Origin of the sequence: Aquitalea denitrificans, assembly GCF_009856625.1 — a bacterium.
Lineage (GTDB): Bacteria > Pseudomonadota > Gammaproteobacteria > Burkholderiales > Chromobacteriaceae > Aquitalea > Aquitalea denitrificans.
Genome location: NZ_CP047241.1, coordinates 1,733,841 through 1,751,746 on the forward strand (window position 1 = coordinate 1,733,841; position 17,906 = coordinate 1,751,746).

The window sequence follows — 17,906 nt, forward strand, 5'->3', positions numbered from 1 at the left end:
ATGAAAGAAAAATTATCTGCACTGATGGATGGCGAGCTGGACGGGCAGCCCGCAGACAGAACCATCAAAGCCATCACTGAGGAAGAGGAGCTCAAGCAGGTGTGGGATGCTTATCACCTGATTGGTGATGCCATGCGTGCCAACACCCATGTTGCGGTGGACGTGCGCCGCCATGTGGCCGAGCGTCTTGCTGGCGAGCCCACGGTGCTGGCGCCGCACCGCTGGTTTGCGCCAGTGCGCAACCGGCGTGCCGGAGCTGTTGCGCTGGCGGCCAGCGTCAGCTTTGCTGCCGTGGTGGGCTGGCAGCAGTTGTCGCATGGCAATGCGGCCTCGGCGGTTGCTGATCGAGGTGTTCCGGTGGCGGCGGTTCAGGCGGCCCAGGAGCATGACGACCTTTATCTGGCAGCCCATCAGGAAATGACGGCAGACCAAAGCGTCTACAAGGTCTCTTACGGAAATGGAGTCCGCCACTGATGCGTCTTACACAGCTGTCCGGGGTCTGTCTGATGGGCGTGGCCATGCTCGCCCATGCAGATGATGATTGGCTGGTGGTGAAGAGGGCGGCTGTTGCCGCAAGGCAGCAGCCCCTGACGGGTACCTATCTGCACCAGATGAATGGTTCGCTGGAAACTTTCCGTATTGTTCGGGGAGGGACTGGCGATAATATTCAGGAAAAGCGGACCTCGCTGGATGGGCCGTCGCGGGAAATCATCCGCAAAGGGCTGGAGCTGACTTGCTATGCACCGGATGCAAAGTCGCTGTCGGCAGCCAAGGTGAGCGCCATGCGATTGTTCCCTGCCATCCTGCCTGATGACATTGGCAATATTGCGCAATCCTATACGCTAAAACGCAGCGGCAAGGACCGGGTGGCGCAGCGGGATTGCAACTGGATGGATCTCAAGCCCAGGGATAGCAAGCGCTATCTGCTGCGTCTGTGCGTCGAGCCGGTCAGCAACTTGCCCTTGAAAGTCATTACCCAGAATGCTGCGGGTGATGCGGTTGAACAGTTCACCTTTACCGAGATCGAGCTGCAGGGGCCAAAGGATAAATCCGCTTTCCGGCCGCAGTACAAGCAGAACTATGTATTGCGCAGTGCCAATGCACCGCAGATGACGCTGGATGCCGATGCGCCTTCTGAAGTCAGCGGTATGCCGTCCGGTTTCAAGCTGCTGCGTGCGGTGCAGCGCAGCCTGCCGGGCCAGGCCGAACGCACGATACGGCATATGGTGTTCAGTGATGGGCTGGTCATGCTATCCCTATTCATCGAGCCGCAGACTGATGGTCGTGCCGAGAGGGCGGTCAATCTGCATGGTGCCGTCAACATGGCAACTGCCGTGCAGGGGGATTATCTGGTCACTCTGGTTGGCGACCTGCCTGAACCCACCATGCTGGCCATGATCAGAAACCTCAAGATCACACTCAAGCCATGATGGTGCAGGCCCACCCTCCCGCCTTGTTCGGGAGAGTGGGCTGTTTTAATCTTCACCGCTGTTTCCTGTGCAAACCACATCAAGATGGAGCGACCATGTCGATCAAGAAGCTGATCGTTGCGGCCATGCTGGCGGCTGCAGCATACACCGTTCAACCCGCTGCCGTTTGGGCTGCTGATCTGCCGGATTTCACTCGCATCGTCGAGACCGAAGGGCGCGCTGTCGTCAATGTCAGTACCACCGCCACCATCAAGCAGAATCTCAGTGCGCTGCCCGAGGGCATGGAAGGCGATCCCTTTTTTGACTTCTTTCGCCGTTTTGCACCGCAACAGCAGCAAGAGCGGCAGGAGCGCTCGCTGGGCTCTGGCTTCATCATCTCGGCAGATGGCTATCTGCTGACCAATGCCCACGTCGTGGCGCGGGCCGATGAAATTACTGTGACGCTCACCGACAAGCGTGAATTCAAGGCCAAGGTGGTCGGTTCTGATGCCCGCACCGATGTGGCCTTGCTCAAGATCGATGCCAAGAACCTGCCGGTAGTGCGGCTGGGCAATATGGCCGATGTAAAAGTGGGCGAGTGGGTACTGGCTATTGGCTCGCCCTTCGGCTTTGAAAACACGGTGACTTCCGGCATTGTCTCGGCCAAGAACCGTTTGCTGCCGGATGAGAACTTTGTCCCCTTCCTGCAGACGGATGCCGCAGTCAATCCGGGTAATTCGGGCGGCCCGCTGTTCAATCTGAAAGGCGAAGTGATAGGTATCAATTCGCAGATATACAGCCGGTCCGGTGGTTTTATGGGTATTTCCTTCTCGATTCCGATTGATGTGGCCATGAATGTGGCAGATCAGCTCAAGGCCACCGGCAAGGTCAGCCGTGGTCGTATCGGTGTGGCGATACAGGAGCTGAACAAGGATCTGGCGACATCGTTCGGGCTGGCAAAACCATCTGGTGCGCTGGTGAATGATGTGGAGAAAAAGAGCCCGGCAGAGAAGGCAGGCTTGCGCACCGGTGATATCATCCTTTCCGTTGCCGGTCAGCCGGTGGAGTCCTCGTCAGATTTGCCGCGCCTGATTGGAGCCATCCGTCCGGGCAAGCCGGTGGTGCTGGAGGTGTGGCGTCATCGTGCCATGCAGAAGCTGACAGTGGTGCCTGAAGAGCTGAAATCGGAGGATGCTCGCAGCGCCCAGCGCGAATACCGCTCGCCGCAGGCCGTGCCGGATGCCCAGAACATGAAGCAGATCGGTCTGGCGTTGCAGGAGCTGTCGCCGCAGCAGCTGGCCAAGGTGGGTGTCAAATACGGCCTGCAGGTCAAGCGTGCCAGCGGTGCTGCAGCGCGGGCCGGCGTGCAGCCCGGTGATGTGATTGTCGGCCTGGGCGGCGAGCCGCTAAGCAGCTTTGCCCAGTTCAAGGCTGCAGTGGCTGCCGCACCCAAGGGCAGTACGCTGGCCTTGCAGCTCTGGCGTCAGGGCATCGTCCTGTTTGTGCCCTTGAGCATTGGTGGAGAAGAATGAAACTGACTTTGTATTTTCGAGAGTACTGCAGCCTGTGCCATCAGATGCTGGCCGAGCTGCAGCCGTGGCAGGCCAGGCATGGCTTCGAGCTGAATGTGGTGGATGTGGATGCAGACCCCGTGCTGGAGGCCAGATTCAACGAACTGGTGCCAGTTTTGATGGAAGGCGAGCAGGAGATTTGTCACTGGCATCTCGATATTCCTGCTTTGGCTGCACATTTGGGCGAAATCGGCTAAAATCCGCGCCAGTGTGAGTTGTTCAAGGGCACGCCAGCGTGCCCTTATCTTTTTGCTGGATACCGATGAAACATATCAGAAATTTCTCGATCATTGCCCATATTGACCATGGCAAATCGACCCTGGCCGACCGCTTCATCCAGTTTTGCGGTGGCCTCGAACTGCGTGAAATGAGTGCCCAGGTGCTCGACTCGATGGATATCGAGAAAGAACGCGGCATCACCATCAAGGCCCAGACGGCAGCCTTGCAATACAAGGCGCGCGACGGACAGGTGTACAACCTGAACCTGATCGACACCCCGGGACACGTGGACTTTTCCTACGAGGTTTCCCGCTCGCTGTCTGCCTGCGAAGGCGCACTGTTGGTGGTGGATGCCTCGCAAGGGGTGGAAGCACAAACCGTGGCCAACTGCTATACCGCCATCGATCTGGGCGTGGAAGTGGTGCCGGTGCTGAACAAGATCGACCTGCCAGCAGCCGAGCCCGAGCGCGTGTCCCAGGAAATCGAGGACATCATCGGTATTGAAGCCATTGATGCCGTGCGTGCCTCGGCCAAGTCTGGTATCGGCATTCAGGACATCCTCGAAGTGGTGGTCAGCAAGATTCCGCCGCCGGAAGGCAATCCGGATGGCCCGCTCAAAGCCCTGATCATCGACTCTTGGTTCGACAACTACGTCGGCGTGGTGATGCTGGTGCGGGTCAAGGATGGTCAGGTTCGCCCCAAGGACAAGATCAAGTTCATGGCCACCGGTGCCGAGCATCTGGTGGAGCAGGTCGGTGTGTTCTCGCCCAAGTCGGTACAGCGCGATGTGCTGAACGCAGGCGAGGTAGGCTTCATCATTGCCGGTATCAAGGAGCTGAAGTCGGCCAAGGTGGGTGACACCATCACCCTGATGAAGACGCCGGCTACCGAAGCCCTGCCGGGCTTCAAGGAAGTGCAGTCGCAGGTATTTGCCGGCCTGTATCCGGTGGAAAGCCACGATTACGAAGCCCTGCGCGATGCGCTGGAAAAGCTGCAGCTGAACGACGCCTCGCTCAAATACGAACCTGAAGTGTCGCAGGCACTGGGCTTTGGCTTCCGCTGCGGCTTCCTGGGCCTGTTGCACCTGGAAATCGTGCAGGAACGGCTGGAGCGCGAATTCGACATGGACCTGATCACCACGGCGCCAACCGTGGTGTATGAGCTGGTGTTGAAAGACGGTAGCGTGATTCATGTCGACAACCCGTCGCGTCTGCCGGACCCGGGCAAGGTGGAAGAGATCCGCGAACCCATCATCACCGCCCATATCCTGGTGCCACAAGACTATGTCGGCGCGGTCATTACCCTGTGTACCCTGAAGCGCGGTGTGCAGCGCAATATGCAGTATCTGGGCCGTCAGGTGATGCTCACTTACGATATGCCGATGAATGAAGTGGTGATGGACTTCTTTGACCGCCTCAAGTCCACCAGCCGCGGCTATGCCTCCCTTGACTACGAGTTCAAGGAATTCCAGTGCGCCGATCTGGTCAAGCTGGATGTACTGGTCAACAGCGAAAAAGTGGATGCACTCAGCCTGATCGTGCACCGTGCCTCCAGCGTCTACCGTGGCCGTGAGCTGGTCTCGAAAATGCGTGAACTGATTCCGCGCCAGATGTTTGACATCGCTGTGCAGGCAGCCATCGGCGGCCATATCATTGCGCGTGAAACGGTGAAGGCACTACGCAAGAACGTTCTGGCCAAGTGCTATGGCGGCGACATCACCCGTAAGAAAAAGCTGCTGGAAAAACAAAAGGCCGGCAAGAAGCGCATGAAGCAGGTGGGTAATGTGGAAATCCCGCAAGAGGCTTTCCTGGCCATTCTTCAAGTAGGGGAAAAATAAGTGGGCGAAAACCTGTTCTGGGTATTTACTGTGGCCGTCATCGTTGGCGGTATGCTGGTGGCGTTTGGCGGACAGCGCGAAGTCGGGCAGAAGGACTGGCCGGTGTCGATACAGTGGGGTTATCTGGCTCTGGTGATCGGCGGCTTCGGCCTGTTGTCCAACTACATGAGCTTTACGGCAGTCATGCTGGTGTTCGTGCTGGTAACTGGTGTGGTATGGGGCCTGGACAAGTTTTTGCTGGCAAAGAAACGCGCTGGTGAGCCCGGACATTTTGTTGAATATTCGCGCGGTTTCTTCCCGGTGATCCTGGTGGTGTTCCTGCTGCGCTCCTTCCTGGTGGAACCGTTCCAGATTCCCAGCAGCTCGATGCGTCCCGGGTTGGTGGTGGGGGACTTCATCCTGGTGAACAAGTTTGCCTATGGTATTCGCGTTCCGGTGCTCAACAATGTGGTGGTGCCGATGGGCAAGGTAAGCCGTGGTGATGTGGTGGTGTTCAACTATCCGCCCAACCCCAAGGTCAATTACATCAAGCGCGTCATCGGTGTGGCAGGCGATGTGGTGGAGTACCGTAACAAGCGTCTGACCATCAATGGCAAGGCAGTACCGGATGAAAAAGATGGCACTTATGACTATCTTGAACAAGGAATGGCGATGATTCACAACGACCAGTTCAAGGAAGTCATGAATGGCAAGTCGTACAAGGTGCTGAACATTCCGGATGCGCCCGTGGTGGCACTGGGGCAGGTAGCTGACTTCCCTTCGCGTGATCAGTGCCAGTATGATGACAATGGCTTTGTCTGCAAGGTGCCGGCCGGACATTACTTCATGCTGGGCGACAACCGTGACAACAGCCTGGATGGCCGCTACTGGGGTTTCGTCGATGATCGTCTGATGGTGGGCAAGGCCTTCCTGATCTGGATGAACTTCAGCGCGCTGTCCCGCATTGGCACCGCCATTCGCTAACCGTATCCGCCAGGGGGCTTACATGCAGCGTCAGCAGGGTTTATCAGTCATTTCAGTACTGTTCATCATGCTTGTTGTCGGAGCCGGCTTCTTGCTGGCTGGCAAGGTGCTGCCGGTGTATAACGAGTACGCCGAGGTCCGCAAGGCGGTAACGGCCATGGCCAGCCAACCCGGACGGGGTGAAACCGAACTGCGTCGCGAGTTCATGAACCACGCCATGGTGGGTGACATTTCCTCTATCAAGCCGGAAAACCTCACCATCATTACCACTGCCAACACCGTCTTCGTGCGTGCAGCCTATCGCCGCGAAGTACCGCTGTTTGCCAATGTCAGCCTGGCTTTCGATTTTGATACCCAGGCTGGACAGACACCCCAGTAACTACAGTGAACCACGTTGATACCCGATTCCGGCGCCTGTCCGAAGCGCTGGATTATGCATTCCAGAAGCCTGACCTCTTGCGTCAGGCCCTGACACACCGCAGCTTTGCGGCCTCCAATAACGAACGCTTTGAGTTCATCGGTGACAGCATTCTCAATTACACCGTGGCGCGCATGCTGTTCGACCAGTTTCCGCGCCTGAGCGAAGGTGAGCTGTCCCGCTTGCGTGCCAATCTGGTCAACCAGAACACGCTGGCAGAAATTGCCCATGAGCTGAAGCTGGGCGACTATCTGTATCTGGGCGAGGGGGAGCTGAAAAGCGGTGGTTTCAACCGCCCGTCCATCCTGGCCGATGCGTTGGAGGCAACCTTTGCTGCAGTCAGCTTTGATGCGGACTTCCAGCGCGCCGAGCAGGTGGTGCGCCGTCTGTACAGCAGCCGCGTGGCCGCCATCGACCCCACCAAGCATGCCAAGGATGCCAAGACCCGGCTGCAAGAAGCGTTGCAGGCGCGTAAATGGCCGCTGCCCAAGTACCGTATCCTCACCCAGACCGGTGAGGCCCACGAACAATGGTTCAAGGTAGTGTGCGATCTGGGCGAGCTGATCATTGAATCCCAGGGCGAAGGCGGCAGCCGCCGTGCCGCCGAACAGCAGGCAGCCGAAGTCGCGCTGCAGCTCCTTGAACAAAAACTGGCCACAGGCAAGAAACACGCATGACAGAACACGCATATCACTGTGGCTTTGTGGCCATCGTGGGCCGCCCCAATGTGGGCAAATCCACGCTGATGAACCATCTCATCGGCCAGAAAGTCAGCATCACCTCGAAAAAGGCGCAAACCACGCGCCACCGCGTCAACGGCATCCATACCGAAGACAATGCCCAGTTCATTTTTGTCGACACCCCGGGTTTCCAGACCTTCCACAAGGGTGCGCTCAACGAAACGCTGAACAAGAGCGTGAAGGATTCGCTGGGCAGTGTGGACTGTGTGCTGTTTATCCTGGAAGCCATGCGCTGCAGCGCGGCCGACCGCGAAGTGATGGCACTGTTGCCCAAGCACACCCCGGTGATCCTGGTGATCAACAAGCTGGACAAGGTCAAGGACAAGTTCCTGCTGCAGGAATTCATTGATGGCGTACGCGCTGAATTCCAGTTTGCTGATTGCGAAGTGGTCAGCGCCAAGCATGGCCAGCGCCTGTCCGAGCTGCTGGACAAAGTCCGTCCGCACCTGCCCGAATCCATGCCGCTGTACCCGGACGACATGGTGACCGACAAGAGTGAACGCTTCCTCTCCGCCGAAATCGTGCGGGAAAAGCTGTTCCGCTACCTGGGCGAAGAGCTGCCCTATGAAATGAATGTGGAAGTGGAAATGTTTGAGATGGACGGTGCGCTGCGCCGCATCCACATTGCCATTCTGGTAGACAAGGAAAACCAGAAGCCCATCGTCATCGGCAAGGGCGGCGAGAAGCTGAAGAAGATTTCCACCGAAGCCCGCCTGGATATGGAAAAGCTGTTTGATGGCAAGGTCTTCCTGCAAGTGTGGGTGAAGGTGAAATCCGGCTGGGCCGACGACGTACGCTTCCTGCGGGACTTCGGCCTGAACTGATGTCGCAGCAACTGCCACGACCGCCCTGTTGGGCGGTGATTTTTTCTGCACCGGCCAAACCCGCCGATCTGGCCGGGCGCATGCTGCGTCTGGCCCAGTTGCAGGCCGGCTATCTGGGGGCCGAGGCCACCGAGGATGGCGACGGTATGCCGGTCACCCGCTGTTACTGGGATGATGTCGATGCCATCGCCGCCTGGCGCGTGCATGCCGAACACCTGCTGGCACGCGAAAGCGACCGTCAGGGCCGGCTGCAGTTTTCCTTGCAGGTGGATCGTATCGAGCAGGTGGCGGATGTCAGCCGAGGCGGGGACGCATGAGCCAGCCGGGCAGAGTAGACCGTCAGCAGGCGTATCTCTTGCATGCGCAGCCCTATCGGGAAACCAGCCTGCTGGTGGAGGTACTTACCCCACAGCATGGCCGCTTTACCATGGTAGCGCGTGGCGCGCGCCGACCGCGTGCCGATGTGCGCGGCGTATTGCTGCCGTTTCAGCCGCTCACCCTGTCCTGGTTTGGCAAGGGCGAAGTGCGTACCCTGCACACGGCGGAATGGAACGGCGGCGTGCCGCAGCTGGCTGGCATTCGCCTGGTATGCGGTTTCTACCTGAATGAGCTGATGCTCAAGCTGACCGCCCGTGACGATGCCGAACCGCGCGCCTTCACTGTCTACGACCAGGCGGTCAGGGCACTGGCGGTGGCCGACTCCCTGTCCGCCACCTTGCGACGTTACGAATTGCGGCTATTGCAAGCGCTGGGCTATGCCGGCAGCTTTGCCTGCGATCAGCACGGCGAGGTCATCGACGCGGCAGCAGGCTACCTGTGCCGCGGCGGTGCGCTGGCAGAGCGCGATGCCGGTTTCGACCCGGCTGGCCCGTTTTTGCGCCTGCCCGGTAGTGAGCTGCTGGCCATTGAGGCCGACAATTACAGCGCCATTAGCACCCGCCGTGCGGCGCGCAGCCTGCTGCGGCTGCTATTGACCGATTTGCTGGGCGAGGAGCCATTGGCCTCGCGTGAACTCTTGCAGGCCATCAACGCCATTGCCGACTGAGGCCTGCCAACAGGAGCTGAAGATGATTTTGCTTGGTGTAAATATCGACCACGTTGCCACCCTGCGTCAGGCACGCGGTACCCGCTACCCCAGCCCGGTAGAGGCTGCACTGGTGTCCGAAACCGCCGGTGCCGACCTGATTACCCTGCATCTGCGTGAAGACCGCCGCCACATCCAGGATGCTGACGTGGTGGCCATGCGCCAGGTCATCAAGACTCGCATGAATCTGGAAATGGCGATGACGCCGGAAATGCTGGCCAATGCGCTGGCAGTGGCCCCGGAAGATGTGTGCCTGGTGCCGGAAAAGCGCGAAGAAGTCACCACCGAAGGCGGACTGGATGTGCTGGGCCACTATGCCGATGTCTGCCATTACACCGAAACCCTGCAGCAGGCCGGCATCCGCGTGTCTATCTTCATCGATCCGGATCGCGCGCAGATCAGCAAGGCCTATGAAGCCGGTGCCCGGGTGATCGAACTGCACACCGGTGCTTATGCTGACGCCGTGCACGCTGCCGAGCGTGAAGCCGAACTGGCGCGCATTCGCGGTGCGGCTGCCTTTGCTGCCGAGCTGGGCATGGTGGTGAATGCAGGTCATGGTCTCAACTATCACAACGTCAAGCCGATTGCCGCCATTCCGCAAATCAGCGAACTGAACATCGGCCACGCCATCATCGGCCAGGCGGTGTTCGTCGGTCTGGATCGTGCCGTGCGCGACATGAAGGCCCTGATGCAAGAGGCCCGTCGCGGCTAAGACACGGCAGGAAGGGACGGGGGCATGATCTACGGCATCGGTACCGATATGGTGGAAATCGCCCGTATGCAGGGCCTGCTGCAGCGCTGGGGCGACAAGGCCGGGCGGCGGATTCTGGCGGAGTCCGAAATGGCGGATTTTCTGCAATCCCGCGATCAGGCCCGCTTCTTGGCCAAGCGGTTTGCCGTGAAGGAAGCGCTGTCCAAGGCGGTTGGCACCGGGGTGGTGGAGCCGGTGTTGCTGACTGCCATCGCGGTCAGTCATGACGAACTGGGCAAGCCGCAACTGGTCTTTGCTGCGGCTCTGCAGGATTTCCTCAGCCAGCGCGGCATTGTGCGCAGCCATGTTTCCATCACCGACGAGCGGGAACATGCACTGGCCTTTGTGGTGCTGGAGCAGGCCTAAGCACCGCGCCGGGTACTGCCCGGCATGATCATCAATCAGGGGGACAGCCCCCGCACAGTCTGGAGAGTCAGCCATGCAAGTAGCGAACCTGCCGCGTGGTCCGGTGATGGTGGATGTACACGGCTTTGCCCTGAGCGAACAGGAGAGAGCCCGTCTGTCCCACCCGCTGGTGGGCGGCGTCATCCTGTTTCGCCGTAATTTTCACAATATCGAACAGCTCAAGGCACTGACCGCCGAAATCCACAGCCTGCGCACGCCGGAGCTGCTGATTGCCGTTGACCACGAGGGTGGACGCGTACAGCGTTTTCTCGATGGCTTCACCCGTTTGCCGCCGATGAGTGTGCTGGGCGAGATGTGGCAGCAGGACGAAGCCGCAGCCCGTGCCGCTGCCGAAAATGTAGGCGTGGTACTGGCTGGCGAATTGCGTGCCTGCGGGATTGATTTGTCCTTCACCCCGGTGCTGGACCTGGACTGGGGCCGCTGTGCCGTGATCGGCAACCGGGCCTTCCACCGTAATCCGCAGATTGTCAGCGAACTGGCGCTGGCTTTGCAGCGTGGCCTGCAGCAAGGCGGCATGACTACCTGTGGCAAGCATTTTCCTGGTCACGGTTTTGTCGCTGGCGACAGCCATTTCGTGATGCCGCAGGACGACAGGACGCTGGCCGAACTGGAAGCCGACGACCTGATTCCCTTTGCCCGCATGGCGGAGGCCGGCATGGGTTCGGTGATGCCGGCGCATGTGGTTTACCCGGCGGTGGATGGACGTCCAGCCGGTTTTTCGCCGGTATGGCTGCAAGATATCCTGCGCGACCAGCTGCACTTTGACGGGGTGATTTTCTCCGACGATCTGGGCATGGAAGGCGCAGCCGGCGTTGGTGGCTTTGTGGCCCGGGCTGCAGCGGCGCTGGATGCCGGCTGCGATATGGTGCTGGTATGCAATCAGCCGGAACGTGCCGATGAAGTGCTGGCCGGCCTGCAGCCGCCCGCACAGCCGCGTTTGGCCGAACGCCTGCAGCGCATGGCCGGCACCGGAACGATTGCTGGCTGGCAGCAGCAAATCCTGAGCGCAGATTTTGCTACCCGTCAGGCGCAGGTGAAGGCGCTGACCATTCCGCAAAACGTGCTGCAGGGGCCTGCCGTGGGCGAGGCCAGCTAAAGCCATCTGGCAGGTAAAACAGAAAAGCCGGCGAAAGCCGGCTTTTCTGTTTGCAATGACAATGTGTCAACTGGTCTGGGTGCGCCACAGGCGCGCCAGGTGCGAGGCACGCACGCCAGCCATGGAGGCCGGGCAGGGAGATACCACCTTGTGCGCCGGCAGGCTGGTATCACGGATCAGTGCATCGATATAGGCCGGGCCGTCGCTACGACGGATGGCCGCCACTTGCGGTTCGCTGGCCTTCTCGCTCCGCGCCAGTACCACGCCGATTTCATCATTGGCCAGTTTGACGAAGCTGCCGGGGGGATAGATGCCCAGCTCCTTGATCAGCAGGGTGGTATAGGCCGGGTCGAACTCGCTGTCCTTGCGCTGGAAAATGTGTCCCAGCGCAGCGGCGGGTACCATGCCGGCACGGTAGCTGCGCGGGGTGAGCTTGGCGCAGGTAATGTCGGCCATGTGCAGCATATGGGCCAGCGATTCGATTTCGCCGCGTGCCAGGCCATAGGGGTAGCCATTGCCCAGCCAGGATTCGTGGTGGGTCTGCACCAGCCAGTGCCACAGCTCGTCGGCCACACCGGCTTCGCGCAGAATGGCGGAACTCATCAGCGGATGGCCGGCAATTTCATCTTCCTGCTGTGGTGTCAGTACGTCCTGCTGATGATAGAGCGTGTTCTGCAACTGGCAGATGGACATGTTCATGGTGAGCGCGGCAGACAGCATGGAAGTGCGCTGCTCCGGGGATAAATCCGGAATGCGACGACTGAGCAGGGCTAGCAGGGCGGTGGTGTGCAGGGCATGCGCCGGGCCGTACTCGTTGAACGGCACCAGCAGCAAGCTGGCAATCACGCCGTCCGGGTGCTGCTCGGTCAGTCGGACGATATCGCGCACCAGCAGGCCGACCTTGCGCGGGAAGTCGTCCAGCTGCATGGCATAGGTGAGCAGGGTGCGGGTGCGCTGCTGCAGAAAGGCCATTTCATGCAGCACGCTTTCGCGCACGGTCATGGTGTCCGGCTGTTCCGGCAGGCTGACTGCGACCATGCGGTTGCCGTCAACGGAATAACCCATTTCCAGCAGCTTTTCGCGCTGGCGATCGCTCAGCACGAAATGCCCCTTGCTAAGCAGCAACAGGCCGTTCCGGGCGTAGACATCCAGCGGCAGTTCCTTGCCCATGCGGATTTGTTCGGGCACTACCTTGTCGTGCAGTTGCTTTTTGAAGCGGGTGGTCATGCTGCGGCTATCGTCGGCTCGGGTTTACAAGTGGCCAAAAGGTCAGTCCTGTCGGACAGTGGCAATTATAGGGCCAACTACCATGCAGCGCTTGGTTTTTATCCGCGACTTGCCGTGCCGGGTTCGCCGCTCAGCCTTTCCACAGACTGGCCAGAAAAGAAATGCGCACGCCTGCCAGGCTGGCGGAGCAAGGGCCGGTAATCTTGTAGGCGGACTGGCTGGTTTCGCGCAGCAGGACTTCAGCATAAGCCGGGCCATCCGCCTTGCGCAGTGCGGCTACTTGCGGTTCGCTGGGTTTGTTGCGGCGAGCCAGCACCACGGCAATTTCATTATTGGCCAGTTTGACAAAGCTGCCGGGGGGGTAAATGCCCAGCTCCCTGATCAGCATGGTGGTAAAGGCCGTGTCAAAGTCGACATCCTTGCGCTGGAACAGATTGCCCAGTGCGGTGGCGGGCAGCTGGGCTGGGCGGTAGCGGCGCGGGGCCAGCTTGGCACAGGTGATGTCGGCCAGGTGCAAAAGATGAGCCGGGGGCAGGATCTGCTTGCGCGCGAGGCCGAAGGGGTAGCCTTTGCCCTGCCAGTTTTCATGGTGGGTTTGCACCAAGGCATGCCACAGCTCGTTCTCGATACCGGCTTCACGCAGGATGGCCGAACTCAGCAAGGGATGTTCCCGGATGGCAGTCTGCTGTTCCGGTGCCAGCATGTCCTGGTGGCTGAACAGCTCGTTCTGCAGTTCGATCTGGGCAATATTCATGGTGAGCGCGGCGCATAGCAGGATCTCCCGATGACCCGCTGGCAGCGGCATGTGCCGGGTAATCAATGCCAGCAGGACCGTTGTGTGCAGTGAATGCGCCACGCCGTATTCATTGAATGGCAGCAGCAGCATGGAGGCAAGCAGTCCGTCCGGGTGGCGCTCACTCAGTTCCATGATTTTCTGGGCAATGGAACGTACCCGGGTTTCCAGTCCCGGTCGGCTCAGGGCATGCAGCAGCATGCTGCGCACTCGCTGCTGCAGGAAGATGATTTCTTCAAACAGCGACTGGCTCTTGTTTTGCTCCTGCTCGGGTTTTTCTGCTGGCTTGATTTCTTCCTGATGCTCGGCGAAACCCAGTTTGACCAGCCGGTGTTTCATCTCGGGCGATAGCACATAGTGCCCGCGCCGGAGCAGCAAAATGCCGTTCTTGGCGTAGACATCCATCGGCAATTCCTTGCCGATGGAAATGGCGCTGGATTTCAGCTTGTCCGAAAGCGGGTTGTCTGACATGGCGGGCCGTTATCGTTTAATGGCAGGATTTTATAGCTATGTCATCAGACCGGCCAGTGTTTGCCCCGGCTAAATATTGATAATGATCATTGTTTAGGCAAGTCCTGCCATGCTTTTTGCAATCGCTTTACCGAAACCGGGTACGGTGTTTTCAGTTCCTGGGCAAACAGGCTGACACGCAACTCCTCCAGCTGCCAGCGGAATTCCAGCAAGGCCGGTGATGGCTCGCCGCGCTCGCGCTCGTCGGCCAGCCGGGCTTCCCACTTGTTCCACAGCTCGCGAATTTCCGCCGCCCGCTGACCATCGCGTTGCGGATTGGCCGGCTGCTTGTCCATGCGCAGGCTCATGGCGCGCATGTAGCGGGTAAGCTGGGGCAGCTGCGCCCATGGTGTGGCCTGCAAAAAGCCTGGGTATACCAGACGGCTCAATTGCTGTTGTAGCTCATTGCCCAGGCGGTGTTTCTGCAACTTGGTATACAGCACCATGTATTCGCTGCCGATCTGGCCCAGGTATTGCGTGACCGCCTGAATCACCGCCGGCAGGCGGGTGCGGGCGCGGGTTTTCTGCTCGTTGAAGGCTTTTTCGCTGCGCGGCAGCGTGTCCTCGCCAATAAAGGCGCGGTCGCAGATGCAGGCAATAGCATCGGCCAGCAGCACATCCACATTGGCCACATTGCGCAGGTTCAGGCCAATCTGGGTCATGCCGGACAGGCCCTTGCCCAGTTGCTTCATCTGTTCCTTCAATTGCAGTTGCAACAGGCGGATGACCCCGGCGCGATGGTGGCGTTCGGCCTCGGGCTGGGTGTCGAACAGGCGGATGGCCACCTTGTCCTGCTCCAGCGTCAGCGCCGGATAGCCGGTGAGCTGCTGGCGGCCACGGGCAAACTGGATGCTTTCCGGCAGGTCGCCAAAGTCCCAGCTGCTGACCTCGTCGCGTTCGAAGTCGGCACTGCTGTCGCGGAAGGTCAGCTGGGCAGCCTGGCCAAACTGTTTTTGCAGGGCCAGCAGGTCGCGGCCCAGGCCGATTTCCTGCTTGCCGTCGTCGATGATGCGGAAGTTGAACAACAGGTGTTCCGGCAATTCCTGCTTGTTGAATTCGTCGATGTCGACCTTGACGCCACCGGTTTCGCGCAGGATGAAACGTGCCAGTTGCGGGGCAATGGGCTGCTGCTGGTCCGGATTGCTGCTGAGGAAGCGGGTGACAAAATCCGGCACCGGTACGCAACAGCGTCGCACCTGCTTGGGCAGGCCCTTGAGCAGTTGTTGCAGCTTGTCGCGCACCATGCCCGGCACCAGCCACTCAAACGGGGCGGGTTGCAGGCGGTTGAGAATGGCCAGCGGCACATCCATGGTGACGCCATCCAGCGGGTGCTTGGGTTCAAAGCGGTATTTCAGCCGCAGCTTGCCGTCTTCCAGCTCCAGCCATTCCGGAAACTGGTTTTCCGTCACGTGCTGGGCAGCGTGGCGCATCAGCTCGTCGCGGGTCAGGTGCAACAGCTTGGGTTCGGTTTTTTCCGCTTCCTTGCGCCAGGCTTCAAAGCTGGCGGCATCCACTACCGTGGCCGGAATGCGTTCGTGATAGAAGGCATACAGCGCTTCTTCATCCACCAGCACGTCCTGACGGCGCGCCTTGTGTTCCAGCTGTTCCACTTCGCGGATCAGTTGCTGATTGCGCTGGAAGAAGGGCGCATTGCTGACGTAATCCATATTCACCAGCGCACCACGGATGAACAGCTCACGTGATTCTTCCGGCGCGATACGGCCATAGCTCACTGCGCGGCGCGGAATCAGCGTCAAGCCGTACAGGGTGACGCGTTCGCTGGCCACCACTTCGCCGCGGCTCTTTTCCCAATGCGGTTCAAAGTAATGGTATTTCACCAGATGCGGGGCCAGTTTCTCTACCCATTCCGGTTCGATCTTGGCCACGCAACGGGCGTACAGGCGGGTGGTTTCCACCAGCTCGGCCGCCACCAGCCACTTGGGCTTGCTCTTTTTCAGGCCGGAGCCGGGGAAGACATGGAAGCTGACGCCACGTGCGCCCAGGTAGTCGTCGCCTTCCAGATTCTTCATGCCGATATTACCCACCAGGCCGGTCAGCAGCGCCTTGTGCAGGTTTTCGTAGGCGACAGCGTCCAGTTGCTGGCGCTTTTTCTGCGACATCTGTGCATCGGGCTGCTCGGCATCGGCATGGGCTGCTTCGCGCTTGATCAGGCCCAGTTCGCTGGCAATCTCCGCCAGCTGGCCGTGCAGCTCACGCCATTCGCGCAGGCGTAGATAGGACAGGAAGTGCTCGTGGCAGGTGTTCACCAGCAGGCGGTTGGACTTCTTGTGCTTGATGGCTTCTCTGAAGAAGTCCCACAGATGCAGATAAGACAGGAAGTCGGACTTTTCATCATTGAAGCGGGCCTGGGCACGTTCGGCGGCTTCGCGCGCTTCAAACGGGCGCTCGCGCGGGTCCTGGATGGACAGCGCCGAGGCGATGATCAGCACCTCGCGCATGCAGCCGAAATCGCGGCCGGCCAGCAACAGGCGGCCCACTTTCGGGTCTACCGGAATGCGTGCCAGCTCCTTGCCCACCGAGGTGAGTTCGTTGCTGTCGGTCACCGCGCCCAGTTCGGTCAGCACCTGGTAGCCGTCGGCAATCAGGCGGCTGCTGGGGGCTTCCAGGAAAGGGAAGGCATCCACCTGGCCCAGCCGCAACGCAGCCATGCGCAGGATGACCGCCGCCAGGTTGGAGCGGACGATTTCCGGGTCGGTAAATGCCGGGCGGGAATTAAAATCATCTTCGGCATACAGGCGCACGCAGATACCGGCTTCCACCCGGCCGCAACGACCGGCACGCTGGCGCGCGGCGGCCTGGGAAATCTTTTCCACTTGCAACTGTTCCACCTTGGCGCGCGGGCTGTAGCGGTTGATGCGCGCAAGGCCGGTGTCGATCACGTACTTGATGCCCGGCACGGTAAGCGAGGTTTCCGCCACATTGGTGGCCAGCACGATGCGCCGTCCGCCGGATGGCTTGAAGATTTTCTGCTGGTCTTCGTTGGACAGGCGGGCAAACAAGGGCAGGATTTCATAACCGCGAATACCGGACTTGCGCAGCTTTTCCGCCGTTTCGCGGATTTCGCGCTCGCCGGGCAAAAACACCAACATGTCGCCCGCGCCCTGGCGCGACAGCTCGTCGGCGGCGTCGACAATGGCGTCTTCCATTTCCATTTCGCGCTCGTCTTCGTCGCGCTGCTTGAGCGGGCGGTAGCGCACTTCCACCGGAAAGGTGCGGCCGGAGACTTCAATCACCGGTGCGCCATCAAAATGGCGGGCAAAGCGGTCGGCGTCGATGGTGGCCGAGGTAATGATGATTTTCAGGTCCGGGCGGCGTGGCAGCAGCTGCTTGAGAAAACCCAGCAGGAAGTCGATGTTAAGGCTGCGTTCGTGCGCCTCGTCGATGATGATGGTGTCGTAGGCTTCCAGATAGCGGTCGGTCTGGGTTTCCGCCAGCATGATGCCGTCGGTCATCAGCTTGATGACGGACTTCTCCGACAGCTTGTCGGTAAAGCGCACCTTGAAGCCGACATGCTCGCCCAGTTGCGAGCCCAGCTCCTGCGCAATGCGGGTGGCCACCGAACGTGCGGCCAGACGGCGTGGCTGGGTGTGGCCGATCAGCCCGTACACTCCGCGGCCCAGCTCCAGGCAGATTTTGGGAATCTGCGTGGTTTTGCCCGAGCCGGTTTCGCCACAGATGATTACCACCTGATGGGCGGCAATGGTGGCCTTGATATCGTCCAGCTTCTGGTTGACCGGCAGCGCATCGTCAAACTGCGGCCGCGGCATGTGCTGACGGCGCGCATCGGCACGGGAGGCCGAGCGTTCCAGTTGCTGGCTGATGTCGGCCAGTTGCTTGTCGGCAGGCTGCCCTTTTTTCAGGCGCTCACTGGCATCGTTCAGCTTGCGACGCAAGACATGGCGATCACGGATCAGACAATGGGCAAGGCGGGCTTTGAGTTGGGACAGCTGCTGGACTGGGGTGGTCATCGGGGCAAAGAGCACTGGTTTACAGAAGGCCGCCAGTATAGCAGAGCCG

At 59.9% G+C, this 17,906-nt stretch carries 17 protein-coding genes; 14 read left to right on the top strand and 3 right to left on the bottom strand.

Translation table 11 applies throughout. The features are described 5' to 3' along the window. From GSR16_RS07885 to nagZ, 14 genes are all read left to right on the top strand, one after another. A complete protein-coding gene (locus tag GSR16_RS07885; RefSeq protein ID WP_159876172.1) occupies nucleotides 1-474 on the top strand; it encodes a sigma-E factor negative regulatory protein in 474 nt (157 codons plus the stop codon). After that, nucleotides 474-1,430, top strand: coding sequence for a MucB/RseB C-terminal domain-containing protein (locus tag GSR16_RS07890; RefSeq protein WP_159876174.1), 957 nt, complete (start codon nucleotides 474-476; stop codon nucleotides 1,428-1,430). The genes GSR16_RS07885 and GSR16_RS07890 overlap by 1 nt, the downstream gene beginning before the upstream one ends. Before the next feature lie 95 nt (nucleotides 1,431-1,525). Then, on the top strand, nucleotides 1,526-2,941 hold the full coding sequence (locus GSR16_RS07895; RefSeq protein WP_159876176.1) for a Do family serine endopeptidase: 1,416 nt from the start codon (nucleotides 1,526-1,528) through the stop codon (nucleotides 2,939-2,941). Next, nucleotides 2,938-3,177: a glutaredoxin family protein gene (locus GSR16_RS07900; RefSeq protein ID WP_159876178.1), complete on the top strand. Its 240-nt coding sequence runs from the start codon at nucleotides 2,938-2,940 to the stop codon at nucleotides 3,175-3,177. Before GSR16_RS07895 ends, GSR16_RS07900 begins: the two co-directional genes overlap by 4 nt. 65 nt (nucleotides 3,178-3,242) lie before the next feature. Continuing rightward, nucleotides 3,243-5,036, top strand: a complete 1,794-nt coding sequence (gene lepA / locus GSR16_RS07905; RefSeq protein WP_103525228.1) for a translation elongation factor 4 — start codon at nucleotides 3,243-3,245, stop codon at nucleotides 5,034-5,036. Next, nucleotides 5,037-5,999: a signal peptidase I gene (lepB, locus tag GSR16_RS07910; protein ID WP_205677519.1), complete on the top strand. Its 963-nt coding sequence runs from the start codon at nucleotides 5,037-5,039 to the stop codon at nucleotides 5,997-5,999. A 22-nt stretch (nucleotides 6,000-6,021) separates the two neighbouring features. Beyond that, nucleotides 6,022-6,378, top strand: coding sequence for a DUF4845 domain-containing protein (locus GSR16_RS07915; RefSeq protein WP_159876180.1), 357 nt, complete (start codon nucleotides 6,022-6,024; stop codon nucleotides 6,376-6,378). A 5-nt stretch (nucleotides 6,379-6,383) separates the two neighbouring features. Further along, a complete protein-coding gene (gene rnc, locus GSR16_RS07920; protein ID WP_159876182.1) occupies nucleotides 6,384-7,094 on the top strand; it encodes a ribonuclease III in 711 nt (236 codons plus the stop codon). Further along, nucleotides 7,091-7,981 carry a GTPase Era gene (era, locus tag GSR16_RS07925; RefSeq protein ID WP_159876184.1) on the top strand — a complete coding sequence of 297 codons (891 nt, stop codon included), beginning with the start codon at nucleotides 7,091-7,093 and terminating at the stop codon, nucleotides 7,979-7,981. Before rnc ends, era begins: the two co-directional genes overlap by 4 nt. Then, nucleotides 7,981-8,298, top strand: a complete 318-nt coding sequence (locus GSR16_RS07930) for an antibiotic biosynthesis monooxygenase family protein (protein ID WP_159876186.1) — start codon at nucleotides 7,981-7,983, stop codon at nucleotides 8,296-8,298. Before era ends, GSR16_RS07930 begins: the two co-directional genes overlap by 1 nt. Further along, a complete protein-coding gene (recO, locus tag GSR16_RS07935; RefSeq protein ID WP_159876188.1) occupies nucleotides 8,295-9,026 on the top strand; it encodes a DNA repair protein RecO in 732 nt (243 codons plus the stop codon). The genes GSR16_RS07930 and recO overlap by 4 nt, the downstream gene beginning before the upstream one ends. Nucleotides 9,027-9,048: 22 nt before the next feature. Further along, the gene (pdxJ, locus tag GSR16_RS07940) at nucleotides 9,049-9,777 is read left to right on the top strand and encodes a pyridoxine 5'-phosphate synthase (protein WP_159876190.1); all 729 of its coding nucleotides are present in this window, start codon (nucleotides 9,049-9,051) and stop codon (nucleotides 9,775-9,777) included. A gap of 24 nt (nucleotides 9,778-9,801) precedes the next feature. Next, entirely contained in the window at nucleotides 9,802-10,182 is a 381-nt protein-coding gene (gene acpS, locus GSR16_RS07945; RefSeq protein WP_159876192.1) for a holo-ACP synthase, read from the top strand. 73 nt (nucleotides 10,183-10,255) lie between these two features. Then, nucleotides 10,256-11,338, top strand: coding sequence for a beta-N-acetylhexosaminidase (gene nagZ, locus GSR16_RS07950; RefSeq protein WP_159876194.1), 1,083 nt, complete (start codon nucleotides 10,256-10,258; stop codon nucleotides 11,336-11,338). Nucleotides 11,339-11,404: 66 nt separating this feature from the next. Here nagZ and GSR16_RS07955 read toward each other — a convergent pair whose 3' ends face one another. The 3 genes from GSR16_RS07955 to hrpA form a co-directional block, all read right to left on the bottom strand. Then, nucleotides 11,405-12,565, bottom strand: a complete 1,161-nt coding sequence (locus GSR16_RS07955) for an HD-GYP domain-containing protein (protein WP_159876196.1) — start codon at nucleotides 12,563-12,565, stop codon at nucleotides 11,405-11,407. A gap of 130 nt (nucleotides 12,566-12,695) precedes the next feature. Then, nucleotides 12,696-13,829 (bottom strand): HD-GYP domain-containing protein, encoded by a 1,134-nt coding sequence (locus tag GSR16_RS07960; protein WP_159876198.1) that lies wholly within the window; start codon nucleotides 13,827-13,829, stop codon nucleotides 12,696-12,698. 86 nt (nucleotides 13,830-13,915) lie between these two features. Next, nucleotides 13,916-17,857 carry an ATP-dependent RNA helicase HrpA gene (gene hrpA / locus GSR16_RS07965; RefSeq protein ID WP_159876200.1) on the bottom strand — a complete coding sequence of 1,314 codons (3,942 nt, stop codon included), beginning with the start codon at nucleotides 17,855-17,857 and terminating at the stop codon, nucleotides 13,916-13,918. Nucleotides 17,858-17,906: the final 49 nt, after the last annotated feature.

What these genes read in the sequence shown, in the direction of transcription:
- GSR16_RS07900 (WP_159876178.1), top strand. Translation starts at nt 2,938, where the DNA reads ATGAAACTGACTTTGTATTTTCGAGAGTACTGCAGCCTGTGCCATCAG.
- nagZ (WP_159876194.1), top strand. Translation starts at nt 10,256, where the DNA reads ATGCAAGTAGCGAACCTGCCGCGTGGTCCGGTGATGGTGGATGTACAC.
- GSR16_RS07955 (WP_159876196.1), bottom strand. Translation starts at nt 12,565, where the DNA reads ATGACCACCCGCTTCAAAAAGCAACTGCACGACAAGGTAGTGCCCGAA.
- GSR16_RS07895 (WP_159876176.1), top strand. Translation starts at nt 1,526, where the DNA reads ATGTCGATCAAGAAGCTGATCGTTGCGGCCATGCTGGCGGCTGCAGCA.
- GSR16_RS07885 (WP_159876172.1), top strand. Translation starts at nt 1, where the DNA reads ATGAAAGAAAAATTATCTGCACTGATGGATGGCGAGCTGGACGGGCAG.
- pdxJ (WP_159876190.1), top strand. Translation starts at nt 9,049, where the DNA reads ATGATTTTGCTTGGTGTAAATATCGACCACGTTGCCACCCTGCGTCAG.
- acpS (WP_159876192.1), top strand. Translation starts at nt 9,802, where the DNA reads ATGATCTACGGCATCGGTACCGATATGGTGGAAATCGCCCGTATGCAG.
- lepA (WP_103525228.1), top strand. Translation starts at nt 3,243, where the DNA reads ATGAAACATATCAGAAATTTCTCGATCATTGCCCATATTGACCATGGC.
- era (WP_159876184.1), top strand. Translation starts at nt 7,091, where the DNA reads ATGACAGAACACGCATATCACTGTGGCTTTGTGGCCATCGTGGGCCGC.
- GSR16_RS07915 (WP_159876180.1), top strand. Translation starts at nt 6,022, where the DNA reads ATGCAGCGTCAGCAGGGTTTATCAGTCATTTCAGTACTGTTCATCATG.
- GSR16_RS07960 (WP_159876198.1), bottom strand. Translation starts at nt 13,829, where the DNA reads ATGTCAGACAACCCGCTTTCGGACAAGCTGAAATCCAGCGCCATTTCC.
- GSR16_RS07890 (WP_159876174.1), top strand. Translation starts at nt 474, where the DNA reads ATGCGTCTTACACAGCTGTCCGGGGTCTGTCTGATGGGCGTGGCCATG.
- GSR16_RS07930 (WP_159876186.1), top strand. Translation starts at nt 7,981, where the DNA reads ATGTCGCAGCAACTGCCACGACCGCCCTGTTGGGCGGTGATTTTTTCT.
- hrpA (WP_159876200.1), bottom strand. Translation starts at nt 17,857, where the DNA reads ATGACCACCCCAGTCCAGCAGCTGTCCCAACTCAAAGCCCGCCTTGCC.
- recO (WP_159876188.1), top strand. Translation starts at nt 8,295, where the DNA reads ATGAGCCAGCCGGGCAGAGTAGACCGTCAGCAGGCGTATCTCTTGCAT.